Genomic DNA, 26,521 nt, shown 5'->3' with positions numbered 1-26,521 from the left:
TGCCGGTTCGGGTAGCGTCGTCATCATGAGGACCAGGCTGATATCCGTACGCGTGGGAGCGATGCTGTCCGGTCTGCTGCTGGCCCTGTCCGCGGGTGCGCTCGGCGGCGCCCCCGCGGCGGTCGCGGCCGACGGCGGGACCGCGGCGGTCGCGGAGGCGCTCAAGAAGGGCCCGGTCTACGTGGATCCCGGCGCCTCCGCGCAGCTGTCGCAGGCCCAGGCCGACGCCCTGGCCACGAAGATCAGGGCCGCGGGCAAGCCGCTGTTCGTCGCCGTGCTGCCCGCCACCCCCGCCTTCCCCGCGGACAGCGTGCTGCGCACCGTCCGCACCGAGACGGGTGTCACCGGGCTCTACGCCATCCGGCTCGGCGCCGGCTTCGACGCCGGGGCCGACCGGGCCGTCATGCCCCGCAACGCCGTCCGCAACCTCACGGACGCGGTCAAGGCGGGCGGGCCGGTGGACGCCGCGACCCAGCTGAACGCCTTCGTCGACCAGGCCCTCCCGCAGATGAAGGGCCACGCCCCGGCCTCCTGGGGCGGCGGCGCGACCGGCGGCGGGTCCTCGGCCGGGGCCCTGATCGCCCTCGGGGCGGTGGCCGTGGTCGGCGGCGGTGGCGGCTACCTGCTGGTCAAGCGCAACCGGAAGAAGAAGGAAGAGGCCCGGCGGGAGGCGCTCGCGCGGCTGAGCGTGGTCGTCGACGAGGACATCACCGCCTTCGGCGAGGAGCTCGACCGGCTCGACTTCCACCCCGGCGAACCCGGCGCCGACGACGCCATGCGGGGGGACTACGAGCAGGGCCTCGACTCCTACGAGCGGGCCAAGCAGATCATGGCCTCGGTCCAGCGGCCCGAGGAGGTCCAGGGGGTGACCCAGGCGCTCGAGGACGGCCGCTATGCGCTCGCGCGCCTCGACGCCCGGCGCCGGGGCGAGCCCCTGCCCGAGCGACGGGCGCCCTGCTTCTTCGACCCGCGGCACGGGCCGAGCACCGAGGACGCGCAGTGGGCCCCGCCCGGCGGGGCGGCGCGGACGGTGCCGGTGTGCACGGCGGACGCCGTGCGGCTGCGGGACGGCCTGGACCCGGCGGTGCGCACCGTGGACACCGAGCACGGGCCGCGCCCCTACTACGACGCCGGCCCGGCCTACGGGCCCTGGGCGGGCGGCTACTTCGGGGGTGGGATGCTGCCCGGGCTGCTGGTGGGCACCATGCTCGGGTCGATGATGTCCACTCCGGCCTACGCCTCCGACTTCGGCGGCGGGACGGGCGGAGGAGGGTTCGAGGGAGGGGACGTGTCCGGGGCCGACTTCGACCCGTCCGACTTCGGCGGCGGGGGCGGCTTCGACGGGGGCGGGGGCTTCGACGGCGGGGGCGGCTGGTAGCCGCCCCCGGGGGACGCCGGTCAGGCCTGCTTGATCGCCGAGATGTCGAAGGTCAGCTTCACCTTGTCGCTGATCATCACGCCGCCGGCCTCCAGCGCGGCGTTCCAGGTCAGACCCCAGTCGGAGCGCAGGATCTCCGCGGAGCCCTCGAAGCCGACGCGCTCGTTGCCGTACACGTCGGTGGCGGAGCCGGTGAACTCCAGGTCGATGGAGAGCGGGCGCGTGACGTCCTTGATGGTCAGGTCGCCGCTGACGCGGTAGGTGTCACCGCCGACGCGGGCCGCCGAGGTGGAGCGGAAGGTCATCAGCGGGAAGGCCTCGGCGTCGAAGAAGTCGCCGCCCAGCAGGTGGGCGTCGCGGTCGGCGATGCCGGTGCTCACCGAGGCGATGGTGACGTCGATGGAGGCGGTGGAGCGAGAGGGGTCGGCGCCGTCCAGGTGCAGCGCACCCTCGTGCTGCGCGAAGCCGCCGCGGACGTTGGTCACCATCGCGTGGCGCACGGTGAAGCCGATGCTGCTGTGGGCGGCGTCGATGACGTAGTCACCGGTGAGTGCGGCGAGCGCCGGGTCGACGTCGAGCGTGGCGACCGCGCCCTGCGGGGCGGCGGCGGGGGAGGTGGTGCGGTTGCGGCGGGAGAAGAGAGCCATGACGTCCTCCTGGAAGTCCTGCGATTTGGTTCAATGTTCAACAAGAGCAACGCTAGAGCCATTCCGTTCAAATTTCAACTACATTACCCGTTCGGGGGTAGATTTATGGGAACCCCACAAAGGCCGACCGTCCCCGCTGGGGGAGTCCCTGCATACTCCGGCGGTTCTGTCCGGCCCGCACAGCAGGAGGGGTCCGAGACTGTGCGGAACCAACGGAGGGTTTTGACGGCCCGGCTTCGTAAGGTCGGTACATGACCGTTGTGGACCAGACTCCGAGCGAGCCGACGGACGCCCGCGGGCGCGTGGCCGAGCTGCACTCCCTCCGCGAGGAGGCACGGCGCGGCCCCAGCGACCGCGCGACCGAGGCGCAGCACGCCAAGGGCAAGCTGACCGCCCGCGAGCGCATCGCGCTCCTGCTCGACGAGGGTTCCTTCCGGGAGGTCGAGCAGTTCCGCCGCCACCGCGCCACCGGTTTCGGCCTGGAGGCCAAGAAGCCGTACACCGACGGCGTCATCACCGGCTGGGGCACGGTCGAGGGCCGTACGGTCTTCGTCTACGCGCACGACTTCCGCATCTTCGGCGGCGCGCTGGGCGAGGCCCACGCCACCAAGATCCACAAGATCATGGACATGGCCATCGCGGCCGGCGCCCCGCTGGTCTCCCTCAACGACGGTGCGGGCGCCCGTATCCAGGAGGGCGTCTCCGCCCTCGCCGGCTACGGCGGCATCTTCCAGCGCAACACCAAGGCCTCGGGCGTCATCCCGCAGATCTCGGTCATGCTGGGCCCCTGTGCCGGCGGCGCCGCGTACTCCCCGGCGCTCACGGACTTCGTCTTCATGGTCCGCGACACCTCGCAGATGTTCATCACCGGCCCCGACGTCGTCCGCGCCGTCACCGGTGAGGAGATCACCCAGAACGGCCTCGGCGGCGCCGACGTGCACGCCGAGACCTCCGGCGTCGCGCACTTCGCGTACGACGACGAGGAGACCTGCATCGCCGAGGTCCGCTACCTCATCACGATGCTCCCCTCGAACAACCGCGAGAACCCCCCGGTCCACGAGAACACCGACCCGGTCGACCGGCGCTCGGACGTCCTCCTGGACCTCGTCCCCGCCGACGGCAACCGCCCGTACGACATGCTCAAGGTCATCGAGGAGCTCGTCGACGACGGCGACGTCCTGGAGATCCATGAGCGGTGGGCGCGCAACATCATCTGCGCTCTGGCCCGCCTGGACGGCCAGGTCGTCGGCATCATCGCCAACCAGCCCGGCCACCTTGCCGGCGTCCTGGACATCCACGCCTCCGAGAAGGCCGCGCGCTTCGTCCAGATGTGCGATGCCTTCAACATCCCGATCGTCACCCTGCTGGACGTTCCCGGCTTCCTGCCGGGCGTCGACCAGGAGCACGGCGGAATCATCCGCCACGGCGCCAAGCTGCTCTACGCGTACTGCAACGCCACGGTCCCGCGGATCTCGCTGATCCTGCGCAAGGCCTACGGCGGCGCGTACATCGTCATGGACTCCCAGTCCATCGGCGCCGACCTGACCTACGCCTGGCCCACCAACGAGATCGCCGTCATGGGCGCGGAGGGCGCGGCCAACGTGATCTTCCGCAAGCAGATCGCGGACGCCGAGGACCCCGAGGCCATGCGCGCCCGGATGGTCAAGGAGTACAAGGCCGAGCTGATGCACCCCTACTACGCGGCCGAGCGCGGCCTCGTGGATGACGTCATCGACCCCGCCGAGACCCGCGGAGTGCTCGTCAGCGCCCTCGCGATGCTCCGCACCAAGCACGCCGATCTGCCGTCTCGCAAGCACGGCAACCCGCCGCAGTAAACGAGCTGAGGAGACCTGCCGACGATGAGCACCGCCACCGACACCCTGCTGAAGGTCGAGAAGGGCAACGCCGCGCCCGAGGAGCTGGCCGCGATCACCGCGATCCTGCTCGCCCGCGCCGCCGCCACCCCCGAAGAGGTCGCCACCACCCGTCCCTCCAGCGCCGGATGGCGCCGGCTGGAGCGCAGCCGGGGCTTCCAGGCCCCGCACAGCTGGCAGGGCTGAGCAGCAGCGCACGCCCGAAAGGCCCCGCACCGTTCCTTCACGGTGCGGGGCCTTCGCCATGTCCGCATGTCCGCGCCCGCACGCGGTGTCCGGGTACGGCGAAGGCCCCCGTGCCAGGGCACGGGGGCCTTGCGCGGTTCCGCTCCGGTTACCGAAGCCGTGCCATGAGGGCGTGTTCGACGAGCGTGATGAGTGCGCTCTTGGCGTCGCCGCGGTGGCGGGCGTCGGTGGTGATGATGGGGGCGTCGGGGCCGATCTGGAGGGCCTCGCGGACTTCTTCGGGGGTGTAGGGCTGGTGTCCGTCGAAGCCGTTGAGGGCGATGACGAAGGGGAGGCCGCTGTTCTCGAAGTAGTCGACGGCGGGGAAGCAGTCGGCGAGGCGTCGGGTGTCGACGAGGACGACGGCGCCGATGGCGCCGCGGACGAGGTCGTCCCACATGAACCAGAAGCGGTCCTGTCCGGGGGTACCGAAGAGGTACAGGATCAGGTCCTGGTCCAGGGTGATGCGGCCGAAGTCCATGGCGACCGTGGTGGTCGTCTTGTCACCGGTGTGGGTGAGGTCGTCGATTCCGGCCGAGGCGCTGGTCATGACGGCTTCGGTGCGCAGGGGGTTGATCTCGGAGACCGCGCCGACGAACGTGGTCTTGCCCACGCCGAAGCCGCCCGCCACCACGATCTTCGCGGAGGTGGTGGAGCGAGCCGCTCCGCCGTTAGAGCTTGCGAAGTCCACTGAGCACCCTTTCGAGCAGTGTCACATCTGGCTGGCCGCCGGCAGACTCGTCGCCGCCGGGCTGGTGAATGGCGACAAGGCCCGCCTCCGCCAGGTCGGCTACGAGGATGCGGGCGACACCAAGAGGAATGGAGAGAAGTGCCGAGATCTCCGCGACGGATTTGATCTCCTGGCACAGACGGCAGATGCGCTGGTGCTCGGGCAACTGCCCTTGCAGCCGTGCGGGATCCGCCGTGGTACTGACCAGCGCCTCGATGGCGAGCTGGTAGCGCGGCCGGGTCCGGCCGCCGGTCATCGCGTACGGGCGCACCAGCGGGTTGTGCGCCTTCGGAGCCTGCGGCTGCGAGGCCCTGGGGGGCTGCTGCGGAAGCCTGTGGGGCGCCTGGGGCTGCTGGGGCTGGCCGTACGGTTGCTGCGCGTAGGGGTTCTGCTCCGGCATCGGCCGGCTGGGAGCGGAGGGGAAGTTGAAGCGGTTCTGGTCGTGCCCACCCTGCGGCTGCTGGCCGCCATAAGGATGTCCTCCGGGTGTTGTCACGTCTCCTCCTCCGACTCCAAGAACGCAGTACTCCCTGTGGAACCGCGCCACCGCACCCTACGGTGCGATGACGCGAAACGCACTGCTTGTTTGCTAGTTGAGAAGGCTTCCCTGCAGCTCCGCGCGCAGGTCCGGGGTGAGGACGCTGCCGGCGCGGTCCACGAGGAGGGCCATCTCGTAGCCCACGAGGCCGATGTCGCACTCGGGGTGCGCGAGCACCGCGAGCGAGGACCCGTCGGAGACGGACATGAGGAAGAGGAATCCCCGGTCCATCTCGACCACGGTCTGGTTGACGGCGCCGCCCTCGAAGATGCGGGAGGCTCCGGCGGTCAGCGAGGTCAGACCGGAGGCCACGGCCGCCAGCTGATCGGCGCGGTCGCGCGGGAATCCGTCGGACATCGCCAGCAGAAGGCCGTCGGCGGAGACCACCACGGTGTGGGACACCCCGGGGGTGTTGTCCACGAAGTTGGTGATCAACCAGTTCAGGTTCTGCGCCGCCTGGCTCATCGCGCTCACACTAACGCTCCTGGTCATAGCTGTTACTTGACTGCTCGGAACCCGCGCTGCGTCCCTGCTGGACACCACGGCGCAGGTTGCTCAACCTGCCGCGCACGTCCTCCGGGGCGCGGGAGACCTGGGGGCCGCCCTGCGGGGTCGTCTCCGCAGCGCCCTCGACCAGGTTGGCCTTGGGCACCCGCCGAGGGAGACCGGACGAGGTGACCCCGCCCGCCTTCGGCTCACGGAGCTTGCCGGCCTGCTGCCAGCGCTCGTCGTTCGTCGAACGCCAGCCCGCGCCGGCCGCCTCGTCCTCCGGGTCCCCCTTCGGTTCGGCGGGCTGCTGCTGTCGCTGCGGCCGCTGCTCGAAGAGAGAACCGGTGGGCTCCGCTTCCTTCTGACCCGAACCCCACTGTTGCTGGCTGCCGCGTCGCGGCAGGCCCGCTCCGGTCAACGCGTGACCGGCGTCGGCAGCGGCGCCCGGACGGTCGAAGCCTACGCGGTCCACGGCCGGTTCGGGAGCGGCCGGGGGTTCCGATTCGTTCCCGTAGTCCGGCTGGTACGCCTCTGCGTAGGTGTTCTGCTCAGGCCATGCGGCCTGCTGGGACTGCTCCGCGTAGCCGCCGTCGTACGCCTGGGCGGGCTGCTGCGGGTCCTGGTGTCCGACTTCCGGATAGGCGTAGCCCTGCTCCGGGAACGCCTCGTAGGACTGCTGCTGGCCCTGCTCGGCGTACGGAGCCTCGTAGCCCTGCGCGGACGGCTGCTCGTACTCCTGGTACGGCTGGTACGCGTGCTCGGGCTGAGGTTCCGGATAGCCGTCGGCGGAGTACTGCTGCTCCGGCTGCGGGGCCTGCTCCTGCCCGAAGTTGAGCTGCGCCTCCAGCGCGGCCCGGCGCTCCTCGCGGCCCAGGGACCGCACGACCGGGTCGGCCGGCTTCTCCTCGCCGCCCTGGCCGCCCTGGGCCTCGTAGCGGGAGTCGTCGAAGCCGAGCTCGGCGGCGGTGCGCAGCGGGGCGGCCTGCTGGGCCTGCTGCTCGGGGATGATCGAGGAGACGGTGAAGTCGTCGTCCGGGATGCCCTCGCCACCGCCACCGTGGGTGATGGCGTCGGGGAGCATGATCAGCGACGTGGTGCCGGCCTGCTCGCCGGAGGGGCGCAGCTGGACGCGGATGCTGTGGCGGTCCGCCAGCCGGCCGACCACGAACAGACCCATGCGCTGCGATATCGCGGCGTCCACGGTCGGCGGGTTGGCCAGCTTGTGGTTGATGTCCGCGAAGTCCTCGGCGGTGAGGCCGATGCCCTTGTCGTGGATCTCGATCATCACGCGGCCGTCGGGCAGACGCGTGGCGTTGACCCGGACCTTGGTCTGGGGGGAGGAGAACGTGGTGGCGTTCTCCAGGAGCTCGGCGAGCAGGTGCACGAGGTCGGTCACGGCCTGGCCGTGGATCTCGGCCTCGGAGACGCCCGAGAGCTCGATGCGCTCGTACTGCTCCACCTCGGAGGAGGCGGCGCGCAGCACGTCGACGAGGGGCACCGGCTGGTCCCAGCGGCGGCCCGGGTTCTCACCCGCGAGGATGAGGAGGTTCTCGCCGTTGCGGCGCATGCGGGTGGCCAGGTGGTCCAGGCGGAAGAGGTTCTCCAGCTGGTCCGGGTCGGCCTCGTTGTTCTCCAGGTCGGTGATGAGGGTCAGCTGGCCCTCGATCAGCGACTGGTTGCGCATGGAGAGGTTCGTGAAGATCGCGTTGACGTTGCCCCGCAGGAGCGCCTGTTCGGCGGCGAGACGGACCGCTTCCCGGTGGACCTGGTCGAAGGCGCGCGCGACCTCGCCGATCTCGTCCTGGGAGTTGATCGGGATCGGCTCGACACGGGTGTCGACCTTGCCCGGGTCGGTGCGCGAGAGCTGGTCGACGAGCATCGGCAGGCGCTGCTCGGCGATGTCGAAGGCGGAGGTGCGCAGGCGCAGCATCGAGCGGCTCATCTGGCGGGCCATCATCGCGGCCAGGATGAAGGCGGCGAGGAGGGCCACGACCACGATGGCGCCGGTCAGGATGGCGTCGCTCTGGGCCTTGTCGGAGATCGCGACGGTGTCCTTGACGGCCTTGTCGAGGAGCTCGTGCTCGATCTCGGCGTAGCCGTCGAACTTGGCGGTGGCGGCGGCCTGCCAGGCCTGCGGCGTGGTGCCGCCCAGGGCGAGCTTGGAGGGCTTCTCGCCGCCGGCTATCGCCTCGGTCATGCCGGTGAGGGCGGAGCCGTTGACCACGGGCGGGGCCTTGAAGGGCGTGCCGGCCTGCTCGGCGGCCTGCTTGGCCTGCGCGAGCTTGGCGGCGCCCTCCTGGGACTTCTTGCCCATGACCTCCTTGAGCCGGTTGGTGTCCTCTTCGGTACCGGCGGCGACGTACTCGCCGGCCGCGATCTCTTCGAGGTAGGCGTAGGAGGAGAAGGCGACGAGCTGGGCCTTGCGGACGTTCTCGTCCTCGTTCGGGCGGACCAGCAGGTGCGTGCCGATGGAGCGCTGGAGCGAGTTGGCGGCCTTCGCCAGCTCGACCGCGTAGACCATGCGGCCGTAGCTGGTGACGTTCCCGGTGCCCAGGCCCAGTTCGTTGGAGAACTGCATCAGGTAGTGCTGGACCAGCACGTAGCCCTCCTCGGTCGGCACGGGGCCGGCCGAGGTCGGGAGGTTCTTCTTTGCGGACTCCGGGACGGCGTAGGCCGTCTTGCGGACCTGCTCCAGCTTGGGCTCCTCCTGGCGGAAGAGCTCCAGGCGGCGTTCCAGGCCCTGCTTCTGCGGCATGTCCTTCACGGCCGCGGCGAACTTGGCCTTGGCTGCGTCGGTGGCCGCGTAGGCCTTCGTCACGGCCTCGTTGTTGCGGTCGCCCTTGAGGAGCGGCTCGGCGCTGAGGTCGCGCTCGTTGAGGAGGGCCTGGCCGTATTCGGCCGCCGCCTGGACGATGCGGACGGTCTTCTCGGCGTCCTTCGCCTCGTTCCAGGTGTCGATCGAGCCCTTCACCTGGAAGCCGCCCATGACCAGTCCGACAAGGACGGGCACGAGGAGGATCGCGTTCAGACGCGTCGGCACCCGCCAGTTGCGGGGCGCGAGCTTGCTGGTGCTGCCGCCGCTCGCGGGTGGCTCCACGGGCACGTCGACGGGCGACATGGCCGCGCGCGGCGGCGGGGTGAAGTTGCCGCGCGCGGGTTCATCCGCGGGGCTCGAGTTGCTTCGCCTCACTCGACCAACAACCTCTCGGCGGTGCTACTAGCTAGTTCGTTGAATTCCAGCACGATTAAGCGCCGTATTCCAAACAGTTGAAACCAGCCATTCCCAGAGACCTAAGTCCCACATAAAACGGACATAAAGAGCGAGCGGCGGCAAAAATGGGGTCAGTCGTGCGCACAGCGGCACCGGGTGAACGCATGCCGTGTCCATGTGAGAGTAATTCTCTGTCGAAACGTTATGAACACCAGAGGCGGGCCGTGTCCTATGACACAGCCCGCCTCCGCGTTTGGCCCGGTGTTACTTCAGCCGTGCCATGAGGGCGTGTTCGACGAGCGTGATGAGTGCGCTCTTGGCGTCGCCGCGGTGGCGGGCGTCGGTGGTGATGATGGGGGCGTCGGGGCCGATCTGGAGGGCCTCGCGGACTTCTTCGGGGGTGTAGGGCTGGTGTCCGTCGAAGCCGTTGAGGGCGATGACGAAGGGGAGGCCGCTGTTCTCGAAGTAGTCGACGGCGGGGAAGCAGTCGGCGAGGCGTCGGGTGTCGACGAGGACGACGGCGCCGATGGCGCCGCGGACGAGGTCGTCCCACATGAACCAGAAGCGGTCCTGTCCGGGGGTACCGAAGAGGTACAGGATCAGGTCCTGGTCCAGGGTGATGCGGCCGAAGTCCATGGCGACCGTGGTGGTCGTCTTGTCACCGGTGTGGGTGAGGTCGTCGATTCCGGCCGAGGCGCTGGTCATGACGGCTTCGGTGCGCAGGGGGTTGATCTCGGAGACCGCGCCGACGAACGTGGTCTTGCCCACGCCGAAGCCGCCCGCCACCACGATCTTCGCGGAGGTGGTGGAGCGAGCCGCTCCGCCGTTAGAGCTTGCGAAGTCCACTGAGCACCCTTTCGAGCAGCGTAACGTCCGGCGTTCCGCCGGCCTCTCCATTGCCCGGCTGGTGGATGGCCACCATGCCGGCCTCCGCCAGGTCGGCGACGAGGATGCGGGCCACACCGAGCGGCATCGACAGCAGCGCGGAGACCTCCGCGACCGACTTCACCTCGCGGCACAGAGTGCAGATGCGCTGGTGCTCCGGCAGCAGGTTGGACAGGTGCATCGGGTCTGCCGTCGTGCTGACCAGCGCCTCGATGGCGAGCTGGTAGCGCGGCCGGGTCCGGCCGCCGGTCATCGCGTACGGACGCACCAGCGGCTGGTCGCCTTCCGAGTACGAATCTCCGTACGCATCGGGATAGGCGGGGGGCGGGGTCATTGATCCTCCGGGCTGGACAGCAGTGGTCAGCGTGCCGTCTGACGGGGCGGCCGGTGGGGGGACTTGATGACGGCCTTCGGGGGTACTGGGGTTCCGGGACGCGGTCCCGGTCCTCCCGGCCGGAAGTACCGTCCGGCCGGGAGAGGGGGTGTCAGGTGAGCAGGCTTCCCTGGAGCTCCGCGCGCAGGTCCGGGGTGAGGACGTTGCCGGCGCGGTCCACGAGGAGGGCCATCTCGTAGCCCACGAGGCCGATGTCGCACTCGGGGTGCGCCAGGACGGCCAGCGAGGACCCGTCGGAGACGGACATGAGGAAGAGGAATCCCCGGTCCATCTCGACCACGGTCTGGTTGACGGCGCCGCCCTCGAAGATCCGGGAGGCCCCGGCGGTCAGCGAGGTCAGACCGGAGGCCACGGCCGCCAGCTGGTCGGCGCGGTCGCGGGGGAACCCTTCGGACATGGCCAGAAGGAGTCCGTCGGCGGAGACCACCACGGTGTGGGACACCCCGGGGGTGTTGTCCACGAAGTTGGTGATCAACCAGTTCAGGTTCTGTGCCGCCTGGCTCATCGAGCTCAACTATCGCTCCTGCTGGTAAGTGGGGTCGATGGGGTAACTGCCGGTCGCCGGGCCGGACCCGCCGGCCTGCCGTCCCTGCTGGATACCGCGTCGGAGGTTGGTGAGACGGCCGCGCACGTCGTCCGGGGCGCGCGACACCTGCGGCCCGGCCGGGGCGTCGGCCTGCTGCTGGGCGGTACCGGCGACGAGGTTGGCCCGCGGCACCCGCCGGGGGAGCCCCGAGGTGGTGATCCCGCCGGCGGCGGGCTGGCGCACGCGCTCGGCCTGCCGCATCAGCTCGTCGTTGGGGGAGGACCGCCAGCTGACCGTCGGCGTGCTGCCGGTGACCGCCGTGGCGGGTTCGGCCGCGGGCTCGTGTCCCCGCTGCGGCAGCGGCTGCTGCTGGGGTGCCGGCGCCTGCTGGGGCTGCTGCGGAACGCCCGGCGCCTGTCCGGAGGACGGGCCGCCGTTCTGGCCGGACCAGTTCGAGTCCAGCGTATCGAAGATCGGACTGCGCGGTTCACCACCGGGCTGGGCCTGGGCCGGCGGCAGCGCCTCCGGCTGGTACGCCTGCGGGAGCTGCGGGGCCTCGGCACGCGGCGCCGGCATGGGCGCGGGGGCGTAGCCGCCGGGCTGCCGGTCCTGGGGCTGCTGGTCCGCGTACCCGCCGGCACCGGGGCCGCCGGGGCGGGCGAACTGGCCCGTCGAGGACAGGTCCAGGGGGCCGCCCGCCTGCGGACGCTCGAACTGCCCGGTGGCGGACGGGTCCTGGGGACCGCGTACCTCGGGGCGCTCGAACTGCCCCGTCGTGGAGCCGACGGGGGTGCCGCCGGCGGCCTGCGGGTACGGGGCGTTGAAGTCGGGGCGGGCGAACTCCGCCGTCGAACCGGGGCCCGACAGCTCGTCGTGGCCGCGGGGGGCCTCCTGCCCGGCCTGGCCGGCACCCCAGCTCGTGGCCTGAGGCATCCCGGCGGACGGGCCGCCCGCGCCCGGAAGCTCCGGACGGGCCGCGGCGCCGCCCTGCGGCGGCAGCTGCGGACGCCGGCGCTTGACGGGGGCTCCGGGGGCCTGCTGCGGGGCCTGCCCGGGCTGCTGCTGGCCGAAGCCGGGGCCGCCCTGGGGCTGCTGCTGGGGACGCTCGAAGCCGCCTCCCTGGGCCGGGAAGACACCGGGGCCGGAGGCCTGGGGCACGCCCGCGGGACGGGCCTGCGGACCGCTGAAGAGGTTGTTGTCCTGGGCTGCCGGAGCACCGGCGGGGCCGCCCTGGCCGCGGGTGGGCTGCGGGGCACCGCCGCCGAAGCCGCCCTGGCCCTGGCCCGTGGGGGCGGCGGGGCCGCCCTGCGGACGGGGACCCTGGCCCTGCGGACGCTGCTGCGGACCGCCGGCCGGGCCGCCCTGGCCCGGCAGCGCCGGACGCTGGCCGCCGCCGACCTGGCCGCGCTGCTGGCCCGCGCCCACGGGGGGACGCGCGCCGGCGCCGGACACCGGGCCCTGGCCGCCGGGAGCACCCTGGCCGCCCTGCGCGCCGCCCTGGCCCGGCATCGGACCCGGCTTCTTGCCGCCCTGGGCGACGTCCACCGGGAGCATGACGAGCGCCGTCGTACCGCCCGAGTCGGAGGGGCGCAGCTGGATGCGGATGCCGTGTCGCAGGGACAGGCGGCCGACCACGAACAGGCCCATGCGGCGGGAGACGGAGACGTCCACGGTCGGCGGCGACGCGAGCCGCTCGTTGATCGCGGCGAGGTCCTCGGGGGACAGGCCGATACCGGTGTCGTGGATCTCGACGAGCACGCGGCCGTCGGGCAGCGCGTGACCGGTGACCTTGACCTTCGTCTGCGGGGAGGAGAACGAGGTGGCGTTCTCCAGCAGCTCGGCGAGCAGGTGCACGAGGTCGTTGACGACGCGGCCGGCGACATCGGTGCCGGGCACCGCCGCCAGTTCGATGCGCTCGTACTGCTCCACCTCGGACGCGGCGGCGCGGAGCACGTCGACGAGCGGGACGGGGCGGGTCCACCGGCGGCCCGGCTCCTCACCCGCGAGGACGAGGAGGTTCTCACCGTTCCGCCGCATTCGGGTGGCGAGGTGGTCGAGCTTGAAGAGCGAGGAGAGCTGGTCCGGGTCGGCCTCGCGCGACTCCAGTTCGGAGATGAGCGACAGCTGACGCTGGATGAGGCCCTGGGAGCGGCGCGAGAGGTTGGTGAACATCGCGTTGACGTTGCCCCGGAGGAGGGCCTGCTCGGCGGCGAGGCGGACGGCCTCGCGGTGCACGTGGTCGAAGGCCGCGGCCACCTGGCCGATCTCGTCGCGGGTGTGCAGGCCGACGGACTCCACGGAGGTGTCGACGTCCTGCGGGTCCGACTCCGAGAGCTGCTTGACGAGCTCGGGCAGGCGGTCCTGGGCGACGCGCGTCGCGGTGTCCTGGAGGCGGCGCAGCGAGCGGATCATGGACCGGGCCATGACGAAGGCGCCGACGAGGGAGACACCGAGGACGAGGAGGATCAGGGCACCGTTGATGATGGCGTCCTGCTGCGACTCGTTCTTGAGCTCGCGGGCCTTCTGCTCCATGTCCTCGAGCAGGGTCAGCTCGATGACCTTCATGGCCTGGAGCTTGGTGTCGTCGGCGTCGTACCAGTCCATCCAGGACCGGTTCTTCTCCTTGAGGAACTGTCCCTGGGTGCTCAGGACGCGGCGGGCGTAGTGGTCGGCGCTGCCGATCTCGGTGTTGCCGTCGCCGAGCGCCGCGAGGAGCTCCTCGGGCTTGCCCTGGTAGACGAGCTCGAAGGTCTTCTTCGCCTGGCTCTCGCCGCGGAGCGCGGAGAGGCCGTAGAGGCGGTCGTTCTCGTCCAGCTTGCCCGGCTTGTCGCTGCTTTCGAGGAGCGAGGCGGCGATGACGGCGCGCTGGATGGAGGCGTACTCCTTGGCGGAGGAGAACGCGGCCAGGGCGCGGGTGCGCTTGATCATCTCCGGGTTGGAGGTGGCCTGGGCCATGTCCTGCGACAGCGAGAGCAGCGAGACGATCAGGGCGTTGTACTCGGTGACCGTCTGCTGGGCGCCGTTCATGTACGCCTTTTTGCGGATGTCCTCGATGCCCGTGAGCTGGCGGCCGATCTGCAGGATGTTGTTGCGGATCGACTTGAGGGTCTCGTCCTTGTCCTCCGCGCTGTCGACCTTGTCGGTCGCGGCGTTGAAGGCCTTGGCGGCGGCGTCGGTCTGGTCGCGGACACCCTGGACGAGGCTGTTGGCCTTGCCGTCCTTGGTGATCGACATCGGACCGGCCGACTTGTCCCGCTCCTCCTGGAGCATGGCGGCCAGGTTGGTGGCCTGCCGGGTCATCGTCGTCAGGAGCTGCATGTGCTCCAGCTGGGCGATGTCGTTGAGCGAGTCGTTGATGCGGAAGCCACCGAGGGTGGTGGCCGCGACGACGGGCAGGGTCAGCAGCGACACCAGTCGCGTGCTGATGCGCCAGTTCTGCATCGCGAGACGCGAACCCGAACTGGGGGCCTTGGGTATCGCCTCGTCCTGCGGGAGGGGCTCGGCCTTGGCCTTGCCCTTGGACCGGCCGGCCTTCGGGGCCTTGCCGGACTTCCCGCGGCCCTTGGCCTTCCCCGCGGGGGAGGGGTCGGGCCCCGCCCCTTCGAGTGCCGGGCCGCGGCCCGGGGCGTGCTGGGGCGAGGCGCCACGGTCGGTCCCGCCGAGCGGCTCCTGCTCCGCCGCAGCTTCCCCTCGGCCCTGAAGGGCCTGGGGAGACCCCTTGCCATCCCTCTTGAATCGTCCCTGCACTAGCGTCGCAACCTCTGGACCAGGCGCCCCACCGGATGAGCGGCGGAACGGTGTCGAGTCGTGGGGCACTGACGGCCCCATGGTGGTCGTCGGTGACCGGCGCGTTTCCCTGTCGATGCCACCGCGCTCGGCGCTCTCTTGCGCCACCTGCGCACCGGCTGATACCCGCGGCGGTCTCGCGAATTCCAGCACAGTGGGGGATCTCCAACAAGGTGCGCGTGTCGCACCGGCGAGCCGGTCACTATTTGTGACATCGGCGCTACGCGACGTCGAAGATCAATGGGGATGAATCGGACTTACATCAATCAAACCTTGCGCCTGGCAAGGTGTCCCAGTCGAGATGATCAGGAGCGGAATGCTGCATTCAGTGGCGCAATGTCCGTTTCGAGGGCGGCAATTGACTGTGAGTTATGTCCGTATTGCCCGCTCGCTGGTGAGGAAACTCACATGACAATGGCTGTTACTTACCGGTTCAGTCGGGGATTCGGGTGTTTAGCCTTGCCTGTTAAAGGGTTGGCGCCACATCCGGCGCGGCAGACGACCCGCACCCCACCAGCGAGCCGAGGGCCCGAAACTCCGATGAAGACGACGTCGATGATCCGCAACATAGCCAACCCCCGCCGCACCACCCTCGCGCACCTCAAGGACGCCGAGGAGCTGCAGGCGGCCCCGGCCACCCCGGACCACCGCGTCGAGCTGCCCGCCCAGACCGCGAACCCGCGCCGCACCGTCCTCATGGACGCGCCGGTGGCCGCCGCGCAGCAGTAGCGGCAGTAAAGGAGCGCGAAGCGCCGGCCCCCACCGCGTTAGCCTGGAGTCCGCAGACTCCAGCCAGCGGAAACACAAAGAGGGGCAGACGCAGCAGGTGCGCATCGCCAGGTTCTCGATCGACGGCAACGTCGCGTTCGGCGCGGTCGAGGGCAGCACTGCCCCCGGCGCCGAAGGCGAGCTCGTCCTCGACATCATCAAGGGCATCCCGTTCGCGGACTTCGAGCTCTCCGGCACGAAGGTCCCGCTGAGCAAGGTCCGGCTGCTGCCGCCCGTGCTCCCGAACAAGGTCGTGGCCGTCGGCCGCAACTACGCGGAGCACGCGGCGGAGCTCGGCAACGAGCTCCCCGAGGCACCCATCACCTTCTTCAAGCCCTCCACCTCGGTGGTCGGCTCCGGCGACCCGATCGTCTACCCCTCCTTCTCCCAGGACGTCCACCACGAGGCGGAGCTCGCCGTGGTCATCGGCCGCATGTGCCGCGAGGTCCCGAAGGAGCGCGTCAAGGACGTCGTCCTCGGCTACACCTGTGCCAACGACGTCACCGCCCGCGACGTCCAGCAGCGGGAGAAGCAGTGGGCCCGGGCCAAGGGCTTCGACAGCGCCTGCCCCCTCGGCCCCTGGATCGAGACCGACCTGGACCCGTCCGACCTGACGGTCCAGTGCACCGTCAACGGCGAACAGCGCCAGCTCGGCCGCACCAGCGACATGGTCCGCTCCGTCGAGGACCTGGTCGTGCACATCAGCGAGGCCATGACGCTCCTCCCGGGCGACGTCATCCTCACGGGGACCCCGGCCGGAGTCGGCCCCCTCAACGTCGGCGACGAGGTCGCCGTCACCATCGAAGGCATCGGCACTCTCACCAACAGGGTGATCAAGCGTGGCTAACGCGAACGTCCGCGTACGTTTCTGTCCCTCCCCGACCGGCAACCCCCACGTGGGCCTGGTCCGCACCGCCCTCTTCAACTGGGCGTTCGCCCGTCACCACGGCGGTACGTTCGTCTTCCGCATCGAGGACACCGACGCGGCCCGCGACTCCGAGGAGTCGTACGTCCAGCTGCTCGACTCGCTGCGCTGGCTCGGCTTCACCTGGGACGAGGGCCCCGAGGTCGGCGGCCCGCACGCCCCGTACCGGCAGTCCGAGCGGATGGACATCTACAAGGACGTCGCGCAGAAGCTCCAGGACGGCGGCTACGCCTACCACTGCTACTGCACCACCGAGGAGCTCGACACCCGCCGCGACGCCGCCCGCGCCGCCGGCAAGCCCTCGGGCTACGACGGCCACTGCCGCGAGCTGACCTCCGAGCAGGTCGCCGCGTACGAGGCAGAGGGCCGCACCTCCATCGTCCGCTTCCGGATGCCCGACGAGACCATCACCTTCACGGACCTGGTCCGCGGCGAGCTCTCCTTCACCCCGGAGAACGTGCCGGACTTCGGCATCGTCCGCGCGAACGGCGCCCCGCTCTACACGCTGGTCAACCCGGTCGACGACGCGCTGATGGAGATCACGCACGTCCTGCGCGGCGAGGACCTGCTCTCCTCCACCCCCCGCCAGATCGCCCTCTACAAGGCGCTGATCGAGCTGGGCGTCGCCAAGGCCACCCCGCAGTTCGGCCACCTGCCGTACGTGATGGGCGAGGGCAACAAGAAGCTCTCCAAGCGCGACCCCGAGTCCTCGCTCAACCTCTACCGCGAGCGCGGCTTCCTGCCCGAGGGCCTGCTGAACTACCTCTCGCTCCTCGGCTGGTCCTTCTCCAAGGACCAGGACATCTTCTCGATCGAGGAGATGGTGGCGAAGTTCGACATCGACGGCGTCAACGCCAACCCGGCGCGCTTCGACCTCAAGAAGGCCGAGGCGATCAACGCCGACCACATCCGCCGGCTGGACCCGAAGGCCTTCGCGGACGCCTGCGCCCCGTGGCTGCGGGCCCCGCACGCCAACTGGGCGCCCGAGGACTTCGACGCCGCCGCCTGGGACCGGATCGCCCCGCACGCCCAGACCCGTGTGACCGTCCTCTCGGACATCACGGCCAACGTGGACTTCCTCTTCCTCAAGGAGCCCGTCGAGGACCAGGCTTCCTGGGACAAGGCCATGAAGGGCGAGCCCGCGGCCCTGCTGGCCACGGCCCGGGAGAACCTCCTCGCCGCCGACTGGGCGGACCCCGAGTCCCTCAAGCAGGCCGTCCTGGCCGCCGGCGAGGCCCACGGCCTCAAGCTCGGCAAGGCCCAGGCCCCGGTCCGCGTGGCCGTCACCGGCCGCACCGTCGGCCTGCCGCTCTTCGAGTCCCTGGAGATCCTGGGCAAGGAGCGCTCGATCGCGCGCATCGACGCGGCCCTGGCGAAGCTCGCCGCCTGACCCGCGCCCTTCCGAAGGGGCGGCAGCCGACCAGGCTGCCGCCCCTTCGGCGTTCCCGCGCGCCCCGGGAGCGGCGCGCGGTGAGAACGCTCACACCCGTCCGGTGCACGCGGCCGCACCGCACGCGGCCGCACCGCGCGCGGGCGCGGGTGTGACGCGGCCCACCCGGCGGGAGCGCCGGCCCTCGGAGCGGACCGCCGGGGTGTGACGCGGCCCACGGCGCGGCCGGGTTTCCCGTCCCGCCCCCGCGCGCCCCCGCCCGGGCGTAGGCTCGCCGGTATGCCGATCCGCGCCGTGCTGTGGGACATCGACGACACCCTCTTCGACTACACGGGGGCCGATGCGGCCGGGCTGGCCCAGCACCTGCGGGACGAGGGCCTCGGGGAGCGCCACGAAACCCCCGCCGAGGCCCTGGCCGAGTGGCGGCGGGTCACGGAACTGCACTGGGCGCGCTTCGCCGCAGGCGAGGTCACCTTCAGGGGCCAGCGCCAGGACCGGGTGCGGGACTTCCTGAACCGGCCGGCCCTGGGCGACGACGAGGCCGACGCCTGGTTCGAACGCTACGTCGCGCACTACCAGGCCGCCTGGTCCCTCTTCCCGGACGTCCTGCCCACCCTGGACGTCCTCGCCGGCCGCTACCGGCACGGCGTGCTCTCCAACTCCTCCGAGGCCAACCAGGACCCCAAGCTGCGCCGCCTCGGCCTGCGCGACCGCTTCGAAGTGCTGGTGTGCGCGGCCGAGCTCGGGGTCAGCAAGCCCGACGCCGCGGCCTTCCTCGCCGCCTGCGGAGCGCTCGGGCTGCCCCCGGCCGAGGTGGCGTACGTGGGGGACCAGCCGGAGATCGACGCGCGCGGCGCGCGCGACGCGGGACTGACCGCCGTCTGGCTCGACCGGGACGGGGGAAGGGGGCCCGGACCCGCGGGCGTCCACAGGATCGAGGGGCTCGAACGGCTCCCCGCGCTGCTGGCCGCTGATACCCGTTTTGGAGCACGGTCAGGCATCCGGTAATGTTCTTTCTGCGCCGGGGAGACGGGCCGAGAGGCCGGAAACCGGAGGCGCTAACCAAACGAAAGGCCCTCAAGGGCTTGAAGTTCGGTGGGCTATAGTGTAATTGGCAACACGAGGGTTTCTGGTTCCCTTATTCTAGGTTCGAGTCCTGGTAGCCCAGCGCAGTGCAGCAGTAACGCAGTGCTTTGCCCCCGTTGTGTAGCGGCCTAGCACGCCGCCCTCTCAAGGCGGTAGCGCCGGTTCGAATCCGGTCGGGGGTACAGATCCTTCCCGCAGGATCTCCAGGGTCGCTCCCGGAGGTTTTGATGCAGGATCGCTAGGGCCCCCGTTGTGTAGCGGCCTAGCACGCCGCCCTCTCAAGGCGGTAGCGCCGGTTCGAATCCGGTCGGGGGTACCAAGGTCTGGCAGGTCTAGACCATTGGGCTATAGTGTAATTGGCAACACGAGGGTTTCTGGTTCCCTTATTCTAGGTTCGAGTCCTGGTAGCCCAGCGCAGTACCGCAGTAAAGCTAGCCCCCGTTGTGTAGCGGCCTAGCACGCCGCCCTCTCAAGGCGGTAGCGCCGGTTCGAATCCGGTCGGGGGTACATGAAGAAGAGGCCCTCCGCGATCATCGCGGAGGGCCTCTTCGCCGTTCCCGGGCGGGTCGTGCCGGAAGGGCGCCGGTCCCGGGGACAAGTGTGGGCCCGGGGGCGCGAGTTCGGACGTGTGCGGCGTCGTACGCGCCCCCGGGCCCGGGGGTGGGAACGGGCGGGATCAGCCGGAGCGGCGCAGGGCCTCCGTCAGGCGGGCGGCCGCGTCGATGACGGCCTGGGCGTGCATGCGCCCCGGATGCCGGGTCAGGCGCTCGATCGGGCCGGAGACCGACACGGAGGCCACCACGCGGTTCGAGGGGCCGCGCACCGGCGCCGAGACGGATGCCACGCCGGGCTCCCGCTCGCCGATCGACTGGGCCCACCCGCGGCGCCGTACGCCCGACAGGGCCGTCGCCGTGAAGCGCGCGCCCTGCAGCCCGCGGTGGAGCCGCTCGGGCTCCTCCCAGGCCATCAGGATCTGGGCCGCCGATCCGGCCTTCATCGGGAGCGTGGAGCCCACCGGGACGGTGTCCCGCAGGCCCGACAGCCGCTCGGCGGCCGCCACGCAGATGCGCATGTCGCCCTGACGGCGGTAGAGCTGCGCGCTCTCGCCCGTCACGTCACGGAGGTGCGTGAGCACCGGTCCCGCCGTGGCCAGCAGACGGTCCTCGCCGGCCGCGGCGGCGAGCTCCGCCAGCCGCGGACCGAGGATGAACCGGCCCTGCATGTCCCTCGCCACCATCCGGTGGTGTTCCAGTGCCACGGCAAGGCGATGTGCCGTGGGTCGTGCGAGCCCTGTCGCCGCGACCAGCCCGGCGAGGGTGGCCGGACCGGACTCCAGTGCGCTCAATACCAGAGCTGCCTTGTCGAGAACGCCGACGCCGCTAGAGTTGTCCATGAAACGATATTCACGTCTCACACTGTGAAACGCAAGTTCAAATTTTCCAAGAACGAGCGAGTCTGTATGTACGGGTCCACGAACCACTGGGTCCGGGACGGTGAGCCGGAGGGAAAGAGCGATGGGTAGGACACTCGCGGAGAAGGTCTGGGACGACCATGTCGTCCGGCGCGCCGAGGGCGAGCCCGATCTCCTCTTCATTGATCTCCACCTGCTGCACGAGGTGACCAGCCCGCAGGCCTTCGAAGGGCTGCGGCAGGCCGGCCGCAAGGTCCGGCGAGTGGACCTCACCATCGCCACCGAGGACCACAACACCCCCACCCTCGACATCGACAAGCCGATCGCGGACCCGGTCTCCCGGGCCCAGCTGGAGACGCTGCGCAAGAACTGCGCCGAGTTCGGCGTCCGTCTGCACTCGCTGGGCGATGTCGAGCAGGGTGTCGTGCACGTGGTGGGGCCGCAGCTGGGCCTGACCCAGCCGGGCACCACGGTGGTCTGCGGTGACTCCCACACCTCCACGCACGGCGCCTTCGGCGCGCTGGCCTTCGGCATCGGCACCAGCCAGGTCGAGCACGTGCTGGCCACCCAGACGCTGCCGCTGGCCCGCCCGAAGACGATGGCGATCACCGTCACCGGAGAGCTGGCCGAGGGCGTCACCGCCAAGGACCTGATCCTGGCGATCATCGCCAAGATCGGCACCGGCGGCGGCCAGGGATACGTCCTGGAGTACCGCGGCGAGGCCGTCGAGAAGCTCTCGATGGAAGCCCGCATGACCATCTGCAACATGTCGATCGAGGCGGGCGCCCGCGCGGGCATGATCGCCCCCGACCAGACCACCTTCGACTACCTGGAGGGCCGCGACCACGCCCCGACGGGCGAGGACTGGGACGCGGCGGTCGCCTACTGGAAGACCCTGCGCACCGACGACGACGCCGTCTTCGACGCCGAGGTCGTCATCGACGGCTCCGCGCTCTCCCCGTTCGTCACCTGGGGCACCAACCCGGGCCAGGGCGCGCCCCTGTCGGCGAGCGTCCCCGACCCGGCTTCGTACGAGGACGCTTCGGAGCGTCACGCCGCCGAAAAGGCCCTGGAGTACATGGGGTTGACGGCCGGGCAGCCGCTGCGCGAGATCGAGGTCGACACCGTCTTCGTAGGTTCCTGCACCAACGGCCGCATCGAGGACCTGCGCGCCGTCGCCGGCATCCTCGGGGGCCGCAAAGTCGCCGACGGCGTACGGATGCTGGTCGTCCCGGGCTCCGTCCGGGTCGCCCTCCAGGCCGTCGAGGAGGGCCTGGACAAGGTCTTCAAGGACGCCGGCGCCGAATGGCGGCACGCGGGCTGCTCCATGTGCCTGGGCATGAACCCCGACCAACTGGCCCCCGGTGAGCGTTCCGCGTCCACCTCCAACCGCAACTTCGAGGGCCGGCAGGGCAAGGGCGGGCGGACCCACCTGGTCTCCCCGCAGGTGGCCGCCGCCACCGCCGTGCTGGGCCACCTGGCCTCGCCCGCCGACCTGTCCGACGCCAACGCCACCGCCGGAGTCTGAGCCATGGAAGCCTTCACCACCCACACCGGCCGTGCCGTCCCGCTGCGCCGCAGCAACGTCGACACCGACCAGATCATCCCGGCCCACTGGCTGAAGAAGATCACCCGTGACGGATTCGAGGACGGGCTCTTCGAGGCCTGGCGCAAGGACCCGGAGTTCGTCACCAACCGCCCCGAGCGCGCGGGTGCGACCGTGCTGGTCGCCGGCCCCGACTTCGGTACCGGCTCCTCCCGCGAGCACGCCGTCTGGGCCCTGCAGAACTTCGGGTTCAAGACGGTCATCTCCTCCCGCTTCGCCGACATCTTCCGCGGCAACTCGCTGAAGAACGGTCTGCTGACCGTCGTCCTGCCGCAGGAGACCGTGGACCGCCTGTGGGAGCTCACCGAGGCCGACCCGAGCGCCGAGATCACGGTCGACCTGGTCGACCGGAAGGTCCGAGCCGAGGGCGTCGAGGCGGAGTTCGAACTCGACGACAACGCGCGCTGGCGTCTGCTGGAAGGACTGGACGACATCTCGCTCACCCTTCAGAACGAAGCCGACATCGACGCCTACGAAAGCACCCGGCCGGCCTTCAAGCCGCGTACGATTCGCGTCTGATTCCTGCCTGATCAGCGCTTATTCGCCTTCGGGTGATCGCGTCGGCAACACTGTGCCCCCCGCCTTCCGGCGGGGGGCACAGCCGTATGTTGAGGCCCCGTGAGGCGACAACTCGCCCCAGATGGCACAATCTGTGCATGGAACGCGACAGTCAACTCGAGCTCTACGAACTCGTCGCGGACCGGTTGAAAGAAGCACACACCAGGGTGCGCGCACTGCAAGTCCCGGAGGGCGTAAGGATGGCGCTGTCCCGGAAGCTGTTGGTCGTCACTGCCGCGTCGAAGCACGATCTCGCCGATGCGGCAAGGCGCCTGGACAGGTTGATGAAGGACCTCGACGAGGGTCGATTCCCTGAAGGCGACTGATGCGAAGGAACTCCGTAACGGCTCACAGCGTTGCGGCACTAGGGTGATTAGCCCGTTTCGTGTTTGATTTGCGGTATATATCCGCCTAACGTGCGAAATAAGCTTGAACACATTCGTTCTGGCGAGGTCTCCGAAGGGGAAGACGTGAACAAGGCGCAGCTCGTAGAAGCGATTGCCGACAAGCTGGGCGGCCGCCAGCAGGCCGCGGACGCCGTCGACGCGGTACTGGACGCGATGGTCCGCGCGGTCGTCGCGGGCGACCGGGTCTCGGTCACGGGCTTCGGCTCGTTCGAGAAGGTGGACCGTCCGGCCCGCTACGCCCGCAACCCGCAGACGGGTGAGCGCGTCCGGGTCAAGAAGACCTCCGTTCCCCGCTTCCGCGCGGGTCAGGGCTTCAAGGACCTGGTCAGCGGCACCAAGAAGCTCCCCAAGGGCGACGAGGTGGCCGTGAAGAAGGCCCCGAAGGGCAGCCTCTCGGGCGGCGCCTCGGCCACGGTCAAGAAGGCCGCCGCGAAGAAGGCGACCACGGCCAAGAAGGCCGCCGCCAAGACCACGGCCACCAAGACCGCCGCGAAGAAGACCACGGCCAAGAAGGCCACCGCGACCGTCAAGAAGACGGCCGCGAAGACCACGGTCGCGAAGAAGGCCACGGCCACCGCCAAGAAGGCGGCTCCGGCGAAGAAGACCGCCCCGGCGGCGGCCAAGAAGACCACCGCCACCGCGAAGAAGACCGCCCCGGCGGCCAAGAAGGCCACCGCGACGAAGGCGCCCGCCAAGAAGACGACGACGCGCAAGGCCACCGCGAAGAAGACCACCGCCCGCAAGAAGTAGGGGCACGAGTCACACACGCCGGGCCGGCTTCCCCCTGGGGGAAGCCGGCCCGCGGTGCGTTCCTTCGCAGGTCACAGGGGTGGCGTGTGGTTCCGCCGGGGCTAGAACGTCTGCAGGGTGACCAGGGTGATCCGCAGGCCGGCGCCCTCGCCGTCCGTCTCGATGCGCACCCGCTGCCCGGGCCGCAGCATCAGCAGGCCCCCCGCGTCGAAGGCCTCGGCCCCGAAGGGCACCGGGGTGCCGTCGTCCAGCAGCACGCTGCCGCTGCGGGTCTGGGAGTCGTACGTGTACGCGGTCGCCTGCATGAGCGCACTGTATCGGGCCGTGTGCCGGCCCACGCCGAGGCGCAGGGCCCTGCGCAGGTCCGTCCCCGTGTCCACGTCCCGGCGCACGCTCTCGACATCCTCCAGGGCTATTTCCACCGCGCCCGACGCGGAATGCCGGGCCCGGGACGGGCCGCCGAACGCCGGTGCCAATTCCACGTCCGGACCGGCGGAAAGGAGAGTCGTCCCGATTCCCGCCGCATCCGCCAGAAATGCCCGGGGAAATACGGAGGCGAGATCGAGCACACGTAGCAATTCCGGAGGGCGCAGTGCGGGCAGGTCCGCGTTCATCGCGGCCAGCCGTGCTCCCGGCCTCCCGGCGCGCACGGCCCGCGCGCCGTGGTCCACCGCGGCGTTGAGCCCCGCCCCCGGGGCGTCCGGCACGATCCGCGCCCCCAGCCGGGCCAGCTCCGCCCCCGCCTCGGCGTCGTCCGTGACGACCACCACATCCGCGACCGAGGCGCAGGCCAGCGCCCCCGCCACCGTGTCCTGCGCGAAGGCCAGGGCCAGCCCCGGGCGGGACGCGCCCACGGCGTCCGCCAGCCGGCTCTTGGCCAGCGCCAGGGGCTTCAGCGGGACCACCAGGCTCCAGACGGCGTTCGTGGCGGACTCCTTCGCTCCGGTGCGCGGCCGCGCCCGCCCCGGCCATGGGCGGGTCACGGCCCGGTCATCAGTCGGCCCATTGTCGCCTCAGACCGCCTCGAGGGAGGCCCGGCGGTCCGGGCGGGGCGTACGGTGTTCTCGACAGAGACCGGACCCGGGGCGACACTTGTCCGGCCCATGAGGTGCCGAGCTCCCCCAGCCAGCGCTGGGAGGTGCCCCACGCCCCGGTCCTAGAGGAAGGTGCTCCGAGTGTCCCGCCGCAGAATCGGCTTCTGGTACCGCCTGGCGGCGGTCATCGCAAAACCGCCGCTGGTGGTGCTCTTCAAGCGGGACTGGCGGGGAATGGAGCACATTCCGGCCGACGGCGGCTTTATCACCGCCGTCAATCACAACTCGTATCTGGACCCGCTGTCCTACGCGCACTTCCAGTACAACACCGGCCGGGTGCCCCGTTTGCTGGCCAAGGCCGGACTCTTCAAGGTGCCTTTCGTCGGCGCGATCCTGCGCGGATCGGGACAGATCCCGGTCTACCGCGAGACCACCAACGCCCTGGACGCATTCCGGGCCGCCGTGGACGCCGTCGAGCGCGGCGAATGCGTCGCCTTTTACCCCGAGGGCACCCTCACCCGTGACCCGGAGATGTGGCCGATGGCCGGCAAGACCGGTGTCGCCCGGGTGGCGCTGATCACCAAGGCTCCCGTCATTCCGGTGGCCCAGTGGGGCGCCAACCTCGTGATGCCGCCGTACGCCAAGGAGAACAAGGTCCGCCTGTTCCCCCGCAAGACCCTCCGGGTGCTGGCCGGGCCGCCCGTGGACCTCTCGGCGTTCTACGGCCAGGAACCCACGCCCGAGGTCCTCAAGGGGGCCACCGAGGCCATCATGGCCGACATCACGAAGCTCCTGGAAGAGCTCCGCGGCGAGCGGGCCCCCGACCAGCCGTACGACCACCGCAAGGCCCGCGCCCAGCAGCGGCGCGACGCCCGGGGGGAGGGTTCCAAGTGACGCGTCCCGTCAAGGCAGCCGTGTTCTCGGCGGGCTCCTGGGGCACCGCCTTCGGCATGGTGCTCGCCGACGCCGGCTGCGAGGTCACCCTGTGGGCCCGCCGTCCGGAGGTCGCCGAGGCCATCAACACCGGCCGGACCAACCCGGACTACTTCCCCGGCGTGGAGCTCCCGGCGAACCTGCGCGCGACCACCGACCCGGCCGAGGCCGCCCGCGGCGCGGACTTCACCGTGCTGTCCGTGCCCTCCCAGACCCTGCGCGGCAACCTCGCCGTGTGGGCCCCGCTGCTGGAGCCCGACACGGTGCTCGTCTCCCTGATGAAGGGCATCGAACTGGGCACCGCCAAGCGGATGAGCGAGGTCATCGAGGAGGTGGCCAAGGTCCCCGCCGAGCGCGTCGCCGTCGTCAGCGGCCCCAACCTGGCCCGCGAGATCGTCGCCCGCCAGCCCGCCGCCTCCGTCGTGGCCTGCGTGGACGGGGAAGTGGCCCAGCGCCTCCAGGCCGCCTGCCACACCCCGTACTTCCGCCCGTACACCAGCACCGACGTCATCGGCTGCGAGCTCGGCGGCGCCGTCAAGAACGTCATCGGCCTCGCCGTGGGCATCGCCGACGGCATGGGCCTGGGCGACAACACCAAGGGCTCGCTCATCACCCGCGGCCTCGCCGAAGCCACCCGCCTGGGCCTGGCGATGGGCGCCGACCCGCTCACCTTCTCCGGCCTCGCGGGCCTCGGCGACCTCGTCGCCACCTGCTCCTCGCCGCTCTCCCGGAACCACACCTTCGGCACCAACCTGGGCCGGGGGATGACCCTGGAGGAGACCATCGCGGTCACCCGGCAGACCGCCGAAGGGGTCAAGTCCTGCCAGTCCGTGGCCGATCTGGCCCGCCGCCACGGGGTGGACATGCCGATCACCGACACGGTCGTCGACATCGTCCACCACGGCAAGCCCCCGCTGGTCGCCCTGAAGGAGCTCATGGGCCGCAGCGCCAAACCGGAACGCCACTGACA

General features: G+C 70.7%; 23 protein-coding genes, 5 tRNA genes and 1 pseudogene. 18 read left to right on the top strand and 11 right to left on the bottom strand.

Going from position 1 to position 26,521, the window contains the following annotated elements:
- The first annotated feature begins 25 nt into the window (after positions 1–25).
- Entirely contained in the window at positions 26–1,378 is a 1,353-nt protein-coding gene (locus ACFY15_RS01170; RefSeq protein WP_390688907.1) for an LPXTG cell wall anchor domain-containing protein, read from the top strand.
- 20 nt (positions 1,379–1,398) lie between these two features.
- On the opposite strand, the gene ACFY15_RS01165 is transcribed toward ACFY15_RS01170, so the two are convergent.
- Positions 1,399–2,025: a YceI family protein gene (locus ACFY15_RS01165; RefSeq protein ID WP_390824849.1), complete on the bottom strand. Its 627-nt coding sequence runs from the start codon at positions 2,023–2,025 to the stop codon at positions 1,399–1,401.
- A 251-nt stretch (positions 2,026–2,276) separates the two neighbouring features.
- Here ACFY15_RS01165 and ACFY15_RS01160 point away from each other — a divergent pair, with 251 nt between their 5' ends.
- Both ACFY15_RS01160 and ACFY15_RS01155 read left to right on the top strand, forming a co-directional pair.
- A complete protein-coding gene (locus ACFY15_RS01160) occupies positions 2,277–3,860 on the top strand; it encodes an acyl-CoA carboxylase subunit beta (RefSeq protein WP_390688909.1) in 1,584 nt (527 codons plus the stop codon).
- Between the two features lie 24 nt (positions 3,861–3,884).
- Positions 3,885–4,085: an acyl-CoA carboxylase subunit epsilon gene (locus ACFY15_RS01155; protein ID WP_390688910.1), complete on the top strand. Its 201-nt coding sequence runs from the start codon at positions 3,885–3,887 to the stop codon at positions 4,083–4,085.
- Positions 4,086–4,233: 148 nt separating this feature from the next.
- Here ACFY15_RS01155 and ACFY15_RS01150 read toward each other — a convergent pair whose 3' ends face one another.
- The 8 genes from ACFY15_RS01150 to ACFY15_RS01115 form a co-directional block, all read right to left on the bottom strand.
- Complete coding sequence (locus ACFY15_RS01150) at positions 4,234–4,815, bottom strand: ATP/GTP-binding protein (RefSeq protein ID WP_079429940.1); 582 nt, start codon at positions 4,813–4,815, stop codon at positions 4,234–4,236.
- Complete coding sequence (locus tag ACFY15_RS01145; protein ID WP_344170358.1) at positions 4,796–5,350, bottom strand: DUF742 domain-containing protein; 555 nt, start codon at positions 5,348–5,350, stop codon at positions 4,796–4,798. The genes ACFY15_RS01150 and ACFY15_RS01145 overlap by 20 nt, the downstream gene beginning before the upstream one ends.
- 93 nt (positions 5,351–5,443) lie before the next feature.
- Positions 5,444–5,857, bottom strand: coding sequence for a roadblock/LC7 domain-containing protein (locus ACFY15_RS01140; RefSeq protein WP_030037347.1), 414 nt, complete (start codon positions 5,855–5,857; stop codon positions 5,444–5,446).
- Positions 5,858–5,867: 10 nt separating this feature from the next.
- Positions 5,868–9,071 (bottom strand): nitrate- and nitrite sensing domain-containing protein, encoded by a 3,204-nt coding sequence (locus tag ACFY15_RS01135; RefSeq protein ID WP_390824848.1) that lies wholly within the window; start codon positions 9,069–9,071, stop codon positions 5,868–5,870.
- Between the two features lie 285 nt (positions 9,072–9,356).
- Positions 9,357–9,938: an ATP/GTP-binding protein gene (locus ACFY15_RS01130; RefSeq protein WP_079429943.1), complete on the bottom strand. Its 582-nt coding sequence runs from the start codon at positions 9,936–9,938 to the stop codon at positions 9,357–9,359.
- The gene (locus tag ACFY15_RS01125) at positions 9,919–10,311 is read right to left on the bottom strand and encodes a DUF742 domain-containing protein (protein ID WP_267012008.1); all 393 of its coding nucleotides are present in this window, start codon (positions 10,309–10,311) and stop codon (positions 9,919–9,921) included. Before ACFY15_RS01125 ends, ACFY15_RS01130 begins: the two co-directional genes overlap by 20 nt.
- 151 nt (positions 10,312–10,462) lie before the next feature.
- On the bottom strand, positions 10,463–10,876 hold the full coding sequence (locus tag ACFY15_RS01120) for a roadblock/LC7 domain-containing protein (RefSeq protein ID WP_042820501.1): 414 nt from the start codon (positions 10,874–10,876) through the stop codon (positions 10,463–10,465).
- 9 nt (positions 10,877–10,885) lie between these two features.
- On the bottom strand, positions 10,886–14,644 hold the full coding sequence (locus tag ACFY15_RS01115) for a nitrate- and nitrite sensing domain-containing protein (protein ID WP_390824847.1): 3,759 nt from the start codon (positions 14,642–14,644) through the stop codon (positions 10,886–10,888).
- Between the two features lie 579 nt (positions 14,645–15,223).
- Between ACFY15_RS01115 and ACFY15_RS01110 the strand changes: the two genes are divergently transcribed.
- From ACFY15_RS01110 to ACFY15_RS01070, 9 genes are all read left to right on the top strand, one after another.
- On the top strand, positions 15,224–15,412 hold the full coding sequence (locus ACFY15_RS01110) for a hypothetical protein (protein WP_390688913.1): 189 nt from the start codon (positions 15,224–15,226) through the stop codon (positions 15,410–15,412).
- A gap of 97 nt (positions 15,413–15,509) precedes the next feature.
- On the top strand, positions 15,510–16,298 hold the full coding sequence (locus tag ACFY15_RS01105) for a fumarylacetoacetate hydrolase family protein (RefSeq protein WP_390688914.1): 789 nt from the start codon (positions 15,510–15,512) through the stop codon (positions 16,296–16,298).
- Entirely contained in the window at positions 16,291–17,766 is a 1,476-nt protein-coding gene (gene gltX / locus ACFY15_RS01100) for a glutamate--tRNA ligase (RefSeq protein ID WP_390688915.1), read from the top strand. The genes ACFY15_RS01105 and gltX overlap by 8 nt, the downstream gene beginning before the upstream one ends.
- Before the next feature lie 279 nt (positions 17,767–18,045).
- Positions 18,046–18,774, top strand: coding sequence for an HAD family hydrolase (locus ACFY15_RS01095; RefSeq protein ID WP_390688916.1), 729 nt, complete (start codon positions 18,046–18,048; stop codon positions 18,772–18,774).
- An 88-nt stretch (positions 18,775–18,862) separates the two neighbouring features.
- Positions 18,863–18,934, top strand: a tRNA-Gln gene (locus ACFY15_RS01090).
- 27 nt (positions 18,935–18,961) lie between these two features.
- Positions 18,962–19,034: transfer RNA gene (locus ACFY15_RS01085), tRNA-Glu, on the top strand.
- Between the two features lie 61 nt (positions 19,035–19,095).
- Positions 19,096–19,171: transfer RNA gene (locus ACFY15_RS01080), tRNA-Glu, on the top strand.
- A 22-nt stretch (positions 19,172–19,193) separates the two neighbouring features.
- Positions 19,194–19,265: transfer RNA gene (locus ACFY15_RS01075), tRNA-Gln, on the top strand.
- Between the two features lie 21 nt (positions 19,266–19,286).
- A tRNA-Glu gene (locus ACFY15_RS01070) sits at positions 19,287–19,359 on the top strand.
- Between the two features lie 169 nt (positions 19,360–19,528).
- Here the strand turns inward: ACFY15_RS01070 and ndgR are convergent.
- Complete coding sequence (gene ndgR / locus ACFY15_RS01065) at positions 19,529–20,245, bottom strand: IclR family transcriptional regulator NdgR (protein ID WP_007266782.1); 717 nt, start codon at positions 20,243–20,245, stop codon at positions 19,529–19,531.
- 121 nt (positions 20,246–20,366) lie between these two features.
- Between ndgR and leuC the strand changes: the two genes are divergently transcribed.
- From leuC to ACFY15_RS01045, 4 genes are all read left to right on the top strand, one after another.
- On the top strand, positions 20,367–21,791 hold the full coding sequence (gene leuC / locus ACFY15_RS01060; protein ID WP_390688917.1) for a 3-isopropylmalate dehydratase large subunit: 1,425 nt from the start codon (positions 20,367–20,369) through the stop codon (positions 21,789–21,791).
- Between the two features lie 3 nt (positions 21,792–21,794).
- Positions 21,795–22,388, top strand: a complete 594-nt coding sequence (leuD, locus tag ACFY15_RS01055) for a 3-isopropylmalate dehydratase small subunit (protein WP_390688918.1) — start codon at positions 21,795–21,797, stop codon at positions 22,386–22,388.
- A 137-nt stretch (positions 22,389–22,525) separates the two neighbouring features.
- Positions 22,526–22,753 (top strand): hypothetical protein, encoded by a 228-nt coding sequence (locus ACFY15_RS01050; RefSeq protein WP_042816772.1) that lies wholly within the window; start codon positions 22,526–22,528, stop codon positions 22,751–22,753.
- A 144-nt stretch (positions 22,754–22,897) separates the two neighbouring features.
- The gene (locus ACFY15_RS01045; protein WP_390688919.1) at positions 22,898–23,584 is read left to right on the top strand and encodes an HU family DNA-binding protein; all 687 of its coding nucleotides are present in this window, start codon (positions 22,898–22,900) and stop codon (positions 23,582–23,584) included.
- A gap of 320 nt (positions 23,585–23,904) precedes the next feature.
- On the opposite strand, the pseudogene cofC reads toward ACFY15_RS01045, so the two are convergent.
- Positions 23,905–24,492, bottom strand: a pseudogene (gene cofC / locus ACFY15_RS01040) (2-phospho-L-lactate guanylyltransferase); the annotation flags it as partial.
- A gap of 267 nt (positions 24,493–24,759) precedes the next feature.
- On the opposite strand from cofC, the gene ACFY15_RS01035 reads away from it, so the two are divergent.
- Positions 24,760–25,512 (top strand): lysophospholipid acyltransferase family protein, encoded by a 753-nt coding sequence (locus ACFY15_RS01035; RefSeq protein WP_390688920.1) that lies wholly within the window; start codon positions 24,760–24,762, stop codon positions 25,510–25,512.
- Positions 25,509–26,519 carry an NAD(P)H-dependent glycerol-3-phosphate dehydrogenase gene (locus ACFY15_RS01030; RefSeq protein ID WP_390688921.1) on the top strand — a complete coding sequence of 337 codons (1,011 nt, stop codon included), beginning with the start codon at positions 25,509–25,511 and terminating at the stop codon, positions 26,517–26,519. The genes ACFY15_RS01035 and ACFY15_RS01030 overlap by 4 nt, the downstream gene beginning before the upstream one ends.
- Positions 26,520–26,521: the final 2 nt, after the last annotated feature.

The sequence above is a fragment of the Streptomyces sp. NPDC001373 genome, assembly GCF_042895815.1.
Lineage (GTDB): Bacteria > Actinomycetota > Actinomycetes > Streptomycetales > Streptomycetaceae > Streptomyces.
Note: the sequence above shows the minus strand (reverse complement) of the source record. Positions and strands in the feature narration are given on the sequence as shown.

Coding starts and splice junctions, on each gene's coding strand:
- ACFY15_RS01170 (WP_390688907.1), top strand. CDS start 26: ATGAGGACCAGGCTGATATCCGTACGCGTGGGAGCGATGCTGTCCGGT.
- ACFY15_RS01165 (WP_390824849.1), bottom strand. CDS start 2,025: ATGGCTCTCTTCTCCCGCCGCAACCGCACCACCTCCCCCGCCGCCGCC.
- ACFY15_RS01160 (WP_390688909.1), top strand. CDS start 2,277: ATGACCGTTGTGGACCAGACTCCGAGCGAGCCGACGGACGCCCGCGGG.
- ACFY15_RS01155 (WP_390688910.1), top strand. CDS start 3,885: ATGAGCACCGCCACCGACACCCTGCTGAAGGTCGAGAAGGGCAACGCC.
- ACFY15_RS01140 (WP_030037347.1), bottom strand. CDS start 5,857: ATGAGCCAGGCGGCGCAGAACCTGAACTGGTTGATCACCAACTTCGTG.
- ACFY15_RS01125 (WP_267012008.1), bottom strand. CDS start 10,311: ATGACCCCGCCCCCCGCCTATCCCGATGCGTACGGAGATTCGTACTCG.
- ACFY15_RS01120 (WP_042820501.1), bottom strand. CDS start 10,876: ATGAGCCAGGCGGCACAGAACCTGAACTGGTTGATCACCAACTTCGTG.
- ACFY15_RS01110 (WP_390688913.1), top strand. CDS start 15,224: ATGAAGACGACGTCGATGATCCGCAACATAGCCAACCCCCGCCGCACC.
- ACFY15_RS01095 (WP_390688916.1), top strand. CDS start 18,046: ATGCCGATCCGCGCCGTGCTGTGGGACATCGACGACACCCTCTTCGAC.
- ndgR (WP_007266782.1), bottom strand. CDS start 20,245: ATGGACAACTCTAGCGGCGTCGGCGTTCTCGACAAGGCAGCTCTGGTA.
- leuC (WP_390688917.1), top strand. CDS start 20,367: ATGGGTAGGACACTCGCGGAGAAGGTCTGGGACGACCATGTCGTCCGG.
- leuD (WP_390688918.1), top strand. CDS start 21,795: ATGGAAGCCTTCACCACCCACACCGGCCGTGCCGTCCCGCTGCGCCGC.
- ACFY15_RS01050 (WP_042816772.1), top strand. CDS start 22,526: ATGGAACGCGACAGTCAACTCGAGCTCTACGAACTCGTCGCGGACCGG.